Origin of the sequence: Methylobacterium indicum (assembly GCF_001043895.1) — a bacterium.
Lineage (GTDB): Bacteria > Pseudomonadota > Alphaproteobacteria > Rhizobiales > Beijerinckiaceae > Methylobacterium > Methylobacterium indicum.
In genome coordinates this window covers 1-3449 of the sequence record NZ_JTHF01000419.1, presented here as the reverse complement: position 1 = coordinate 3449, position 3449 = coordinate 1, and the positions used below count along the sequence as shown (strand labels likewise).

Below are 3449 nucleotides of genomic sequence, written 5' to 3'. Positions count from 1 at the left end.
CGGGGAGAGGAGAAACCCCGCGCCTCGTCTTTCCGCGGAACGTCTTGCGGAAAGCAACCAGACCGGACCGGCCAGTCAAAGACCCGCGACCCCACACCCAGGAGGGCCACATGATGCTGCGCACGCTCCTCGACCGCCTCTTGACCACGCTGCCAGCGCTCGCCGGAGTCGTCGTGGTGTCGTTCCTGCTCACCCGGGTCCTGCCCGGCGACACCGCGGCCTATTTCGCCGGCCCCGCCGCCACGCCCCAGGCCATCGCGCAGATCCGCACCGAGCTCGGCCTCGACCGGCCGCTGCCCGAGCAGTTCGCCCGCTACGTCGCCGACCTCGCCCGGGGCGATCTCGGGCGCTCGCTCACCACCGGCCAGCCGGTGACGACGGATCTCGGCAGCCGGCTGCCGGCGTCGGCCGAGCTGACCCTGGTCGGCCTCGTCCTCTCGCTGCTCGTGGCGATCCCGCTCGGCGTCGCGGCGGCGCTCAAACAGGGCTCGCTCGTCGATCATGCCTGCCGGGTGGTGGCGACGGCGGGTGTGTCGCTGCCGGTGTTCTTCACCGGCCTCCTCCTGGTCTACGTCTTCTACTTCGTCCTCGGCTGGGCGCCCGCGCCGCTGGGTCGCCTCGACGCCTTCGCCTCGCCGCCGCCGACGCGCAGCGGGTTCTTCCTCATCGACAGCCTCGCGGCCGGCGATGCCGAGACCTTCCGGGCGGCGCTCGGTCAGATCGCCCTGCCGGCCCTGACGCTGGCGATCTTCGCGCTCGCTCCCATCGCCCGCATCACCCGGGCGGCGATGCTGGCGGTGCTCGCCGCCGATTTCGTCCGCACAGCCCGGGCCGCCGGCCTGTCGCGCCGCCGGGTCGTCGTCACCTATGCGCTCCGCAACGCCCTGCTGCCGGTGGTGACGACGTTGGGCATGGTCTTCTCCTTCCTGCTCGGCGCCAACGTGCTGGTCGAGAAGGTCTTTGCCTGGCCGGGCGTCGGCTCCTACGCGGTCGAGGCGCTGATCGCCTCCGACTTCGCGCCGGTCCAGGGCTTCGTCCTGGCGATGGCGCTGCTCTACACGGTGCTGAACCTGATGATCGACCTCGCCTACGGGCTGATCGACCCGCGCGTCCGGGGGGCCGCATGAGCGCCACCGGCTCGCCCGCCCTCACCCCCGCCCGTCCCCGCAGCGGAGTCTCGGCGACGCTGGCGCATGCCGGCACCGTCGTCGCCGGCAACCCGGTCACGGGCTTTGCCGTCGCGCTGCTCCTCGGCCTCGTCGCCTGCGCGGTGCTCGGGCCGTCGCTGGTGCCCTACGATCCGCTCGCCTCCGACACAGGCTCGGCGCTCCAGGCCCCGTCGCTGGCGCACCCCTTCGGCACCGACCAGCTCGGGCGCGACATCCTCTCGCGGGTGGTGGTGGCCGCCCGGCTCGACCTCGCCATCGCGGTCTTCTCGGTGGCGCTCGTCTTCGTCGCAGGCGGGCTTGCCGGGATCATGGCCGGGTTCTTCGGCGGCTGGACCGACCGGATCGTCGGGCGGCTCGCCGACACCATCATGGCCTTCCCGCTCTTCGTCCTCGCCATGGGGATCGTGGCGGCGCTCGGCAACACGGTCGGCAACATCGTGCTCGCCACCGCCATCATCAACTTCCCGCTCTACGCGCGGCTGGCCCGGGCCGAGGCCGCGCAGCGGCGCAATGCCGGCTTCGTCATGGCGGCGCGGCTTACCGGCAACACCGACCTGCGCATCGTGCTGACCGCGATCCTGCCCAACATCCTGCCGCTGATGATGGTGCAGATGTCGCTCACCATGGGCTACGCGATCCTGAACGCGGCGGGCCTGTCCTTCATCGGGCTCGGCGTGCGCCCGCCGACCCCGGAATGGGGGATCATGGTGGCGGAGGGCGCCGGCTTCATCGTCTCGGGCGAGTGGTGGATCGCGCTCTTTCCGGGCCTCGCCCTGATGCTCGCGGTGTTCTGCTTCAACCTCATCGGCGACGGCCTTCGCGACATCGTCGACCCCCAGAGGCGGACATGACCGCGCTCCCGCTGCTTGCCATCCGCGACCTCACGGTCGAGTTCGCCACCCGCCGCGGGCCGGTCCAGGCGGTGCGCCAGGTCGACGTCTCGGTCGCCAAGGGTGAGACCGTCGGCATCGTCGGTGAATCCGGCTCGGGCAAGTCGGTCACCTCCTACGCGGTGATGCGGATCCTCGACCGGGCCGGGCGCATCGCCGGCGGCGAGGTCGGCTTCTCGGGCATCGACCTGCGGTCTGCGACCGAGCGCCAGATGCGCGACCTGCGCGGGCGGGAGATCTCGATGATCTTCCAGAATCCCCGCGCCGCGCTCAACCCGATCCGCAAGGTCGGCCACCAGATCGAGGACGTGCTGCGCCAGCACGCCGAGGCCGGCTCGGGCGATGCCAAGGCGAAAGCCATCGCGGCACTTGAACAGGTGAAGATCGCCCGGGCGGCCGAGCGCTACCACGCCTACCCGTTCGAATTGTCCGGCGGCATGTGCCAGCGGGTGGTGATCGCGCTCGCCCTCGCCTGCCGGCCGCAGCTCCTCATCGCCGACGAGCCGACCACCGGCCTCGACGTGACGACCCAGAAGGCGGTGATGGACCTTGTCACCGACCTGACCCGGGAGCGCGGCATGGCCACCGTGCTCATCACCCACGATCTCGGGCTGGCCGCGACCTATTGCGACCGGATCGTGGTGATGGAGCAGGGCCGGGTCGTCGAGACCGCGCCCGCCGCGACGATCTTCCGGGCGCCCGCCCACGCCTATACCCGCAAGCTGATGCAGGCGACGCCGCGCCCGGGCGTCGCCTTGCGCGACCTCCTGCCCGAGGGCGCGCCGGCCGCACCTGTGGTGCATGCAGAGGCCGCGGGGGCGCCGCTGCTGGCGGTCTCCGGGCTGGTGAAGGCCTATCCGAAGCCCAAGCCCCTGCTGTCGCGCAAGGCCGCGGAGGCGCCGTTCCGGGCGGTCGATTCCCTGAACTTCACGGTCGCCCGCGGCGAGAGCGTCGGCCTCGTCGGCGAATCGGGCTGCGGCAAGTCCACCACCTCGACGATGGTGATGCGCCTCCTCGACCCGACCGAGGGCTCGATCGTGTTTTCCGGCGAGGAGATCGGCCGGGTGCCGGCGGCGCACTTCGCCACGCATCCCTTACGGCCGAAGATCCAGATGGTCTTCCAGGACCCGACCGACTCGCTCAACCCGCGCTGGACCGCGGCGCGCGCCATCGCCGACCCGCTCCTGCGCTTTCGCACCGTGACCGGCGCCGCTGCGATCCGGGCGCGGTGCGAGGAACTGGCCCGGCTCGTCGGCCTGCCGGTCGAGCTGCTCGACCGTTTCCCGCACCAGCTCTCCGGCGGCCAGAAGGCGCGGGTCGGCATCGCCCGGGCCATCGCCCCCGCCCCGGACCTCGTCATCCTCGACGAGCCGACCGCGGCCCTCGACGT

Annotated in this window: 3 protein-coding genes; all 3 read left to right on the top strand. The window is 71.9% G+C overall.

Features of this window, described 5'->3' with window-relative positions:
- The first annotated feature begins 113 nt into the window (after positions 1–113).
- Positions 114–1127, top strand: a complete 1014-nt coding sequence (locus QR78_RS30985; protein ID WP_048431481.1) for an ABC transporter permease — start codon at positions 114–116, stop codon at positions 1125–1127.
- A complete protein-coding gene (locus QR78_RS30980; RefSeq protein WP_048431480.1) occupies positions 1124–2020 on the top strand; it encodes an ABC transporter permease in 897 nt (298 codons plus the stop codon). The genes QR78_RS30985 and QR78_RS30980 overlap by 4 nt, the downstream gene beginning before the upstream one ends.
- Positions 2017–3449, top strand: a 1433-nt coding sequence (locus tag QR78_RS30975) for an ATP-binding cassette domain-containing protein (RefSeq protein ID WP_048431479.1), incomplete at its 3' end; no start/stop codon positions are given. The genes QR78_RS30980 and QR78_RS30975, both read left to right, overlap by 4 nt.